The sequence below is a fragment of the Pseudomonas sp. P7759 genome, from assembly GCF_013386445.1.
In the GTDB taxonomy this organism is placed as follows: domain Bacteria; phylum Pseudomonadota; class Gammaproteobacteria; order Pseudomonadales; family Pseudomonadaceae; genus Aquipseudomonas; species Aquipseudomonas azotoformans_A.
Genome location: NZ_JACART010000096.1, coordinates 1 through 2,589, shown reverse-complemented (window position 1 = coordinate 2,589; position 2,589 = coordinate 1). Strand labels below are relative to the sequence as shown.

Annotated in this window: 2 protein-coding genes and 2 pseudogenes; all 4 read left to right on the top strand. The window is 63.9% G+C overall.

Annotation, left to right across the window (positions count from 1 at the left end):
- A pseudogene (locus tag HX823_RS31205) lies at nucleotides 1–183 on the top strand (ABC transporter substrate-binding protein); the annotation flags it as partial.
- A gap of 12 nt (nucleotides 184–195) precedes the next feature.
- Nucleotides 196–1,779, top strand: coding sequence for an FAD-dependent oxidoreductase (locus HX823_RS31200; protein ID WP_177078482.1), 1,584 nt, complete (start codon nucleotides 196–198; stop codon nucleotides 1,777–1,779).
- A gap of 11 nt (nucleotides 1,780–1,790) precedes the next feature.
- Nucleotides 1,791–2,225: a RidA family protein gene (locus HX823_RS31195; RefSeq protein WP_038846317.1), complete on the top strand. Its 435-nt coding sequence runs from the start codon at nucleotides 1,791–1,793 to the stop codon at nucleotides 2,223–2,225.
- 163 nt (nucleotides 2,226–2,388) lie between these two features.
- A pseudogene (locus tag HX823_RS31190) lies at nucleotides 2,389–2,589 on the top strand (DUF4398 domain-containing protein); the annotation flags it as partial.

The window sequence follows — 2,589 nt, the reverse complement described above, 5'->3', positions numbered from 1 at the left end:
TGGCCTTTGAAAGCGGATATCGCGGTGACCACGCGCAAGGACAACGGCCTGGTCAAGCCGATCCACACCGCCCTGGAAGGCGCGATTGCCGGCGGTCAATACGAACAGGTGCTGCAACGCTGGGGCCTGGATATCGAGCGCGTCGACACGTCGCTGATCAACCCACCGGGCCTGCCGGATTAAGGAGCATTGAACATGGGACTGACACGACGTGAAGCGCTGTCGAGCATTGCTGCGGTAGGCGGCGAACAGGCCGTCAAGGAGGCACTGGCGGCATTGGGGCTGGGCCCGTCGTCACACCGCCGCCCGCAACCGCTGAAACTCAAGGCGGGCCTGGGGCAGGGCACCCGCGTGCTGGTGTTGGGTGCTGGCATCGCGGGGCTGGTGACGGCCCTGGAGCTGACCCGCGCCGGGTTCGAGGTACAAGTGCTGGAGGCGCGTGACCGTGTGGGTGGCCGCACTTGGACCATTCGCAATGGCGATCGTGTGGATTACAAGGACGGCCGCACGCAAACCGCAACGTTCGAACAGGGGCACTACTTCAACGCCGGGCCGGCGCGGATTCCCAGCCAGCACCGCACCATTCTCGACTATTGCAGCGAGTTGGGCGTGCCGCTGGAAGTGCTGGTCAACAGCAGCCATGGTGCCCAAGTGCGGCCGGATGTGAGCAAGCCAGCTTTCACCGTCGGCCAGGCGATCAATGATGCACGGGGGCAGGTGTCCGGGTTGCTGGCCAAGGCGGTACAGCGCGATGCCCTTGATGATGTGTTGAGCGCTGAGGAGCGCACGCGGCTGTTGGCGTTCTTGCAGGTGTATGGCGACCTGTCACAGGCGCTGGCCTTCGAGGGCACGATCCGTTCGGGGCACCTGGAGTCGCCTGCGCATCCCGGCGCCTTGCCCGCCAGTCGTAGCCCGTTATCACTCGATCAACTGCTGCATCCGGAGCTGTGGGGCGCGTTGCTGCACACGGAATTCCCAGAGTTCTCCGCCACCATGTTCCAGCCGGTGGGCGGTATGGACCGCATCACGGATGCCTTTTACCAGCACGTCCGGGGCCAGGTGCAACTGGGCGCCCAGGTGCGGCAGATCCGTCAGTTGGAAGACGGCGTAGCGGTGACGTATCACGACAAGCTCAGCGGTCGCGAACAGGTGGTGCGCGCCGATTACCTGATCTCGACCCTGCCGCTGCCGCTGCTGGCCAAGCTTGACACCGACTTCAGTGACCCGATCAAGGCCGCCTTGCTCAGCACCCGCAGCGACCAGGCGACCAAAGTGGCGTGGCAGTCACCGCGATTCTGGGAAACCGACTACCGCACCTACGGCGGTCTGTCGTGGATCGAACACCCGGCGCGCCTGCTGTGGTACCCGAGCAACGACCTCAACACCCGCGAAGGCTTGCTGGTGGCGGGCTACGTGACCGGCGAGGGCGCCGACGTATTTGGTGCGCAACCCTTCGACCAGCAGTACGCCACCTCGAAAGAGGCCGTGGAACTGCTGCACCCCGGTTATTCCAAACACTTGCGCAATCCGCTGGCGGTGTCCTGGGAACAGATCCCCTACAGCGAAGGCCCGTGGCTGCAACGCGAACACTTCCCGGCCGACGCCAGCGCCTTGCTCGAAGCCGGCCACGGCCGTGTGTATTTCGCCGGCGACGGCCTGGTGCAAAGCGGCGTAGGCATCTGGCAGGAGTCGGCGGCCAACTCGGCGCGCCATGTGGTCGGGCAACTGGCCGAGCGGGTTATCCAGCAACAGCACAGCGCGGCACTTGCCGCGTCATAAGGAGATTCATCATGAGCGACAGCATTCAACGCACCGGCGTCGGCGATTTTCCGATCTCGCAGACCGTCACCGTACCGGCTTCTGCCAGCCTGATTTTTGTCAGCGGCACTTTGCCCGACCTGCACGACGCCAATGCCCCAGCGGGCACTCCAGCGGCCTATGGCAATACTGAAGTGCAGACGGTGTCGGTGTTCAACAAACTGCGCAAGATCCTGCGCCAGCAAGACCTTGACCTGGGCGATATCGTGCAGTTGCGGGTGTTCCTGGTAGGGGCCGAAGAGACGGGCGGCAAGCTGGATTTCGCTGGCTTGCAGGCGGGCTATACGCAGTTCTTTGGCACCCCTGAGCAGCCGAACAAACCGGCGCGTACGGCGTTGCAAGTGGTGGCGCTGCCGTTACCCGGCGCGTTGATTGAAGTGGAGGCGGTCGCTGCGCGTACGGCGTAGGACTTGCTCTTGCTCTGAGAAAAATCCCACAACTAGGTGGGATTTTTCATTCTTCCAGCCCGTATTTTTCCTCCTAGGATGGCGCGATCGCTTGAACACAAGCGATACGGCGGGGCCGCTCCCATCGCCCGGCAGCCGTAAGAACATGCTTAGGAGTCAACACATGAAGATGACCAGTGTGAGCCAACGCCTGCGCCGCTCGGCCTGGGCCGTGATTGTCGCCGGGGTACTGGCAGGCTGTGCCACGCCGCAGCCGCCAGCGGTAAAGATCTCCCTGGCCCGTGATGCGGTGGGGCGCGCCTTGGCGGCGCAAGCGACCCAGTTCGCACCGCTGGAAATGAAAACCGCCCAGGACAAGCTGGCG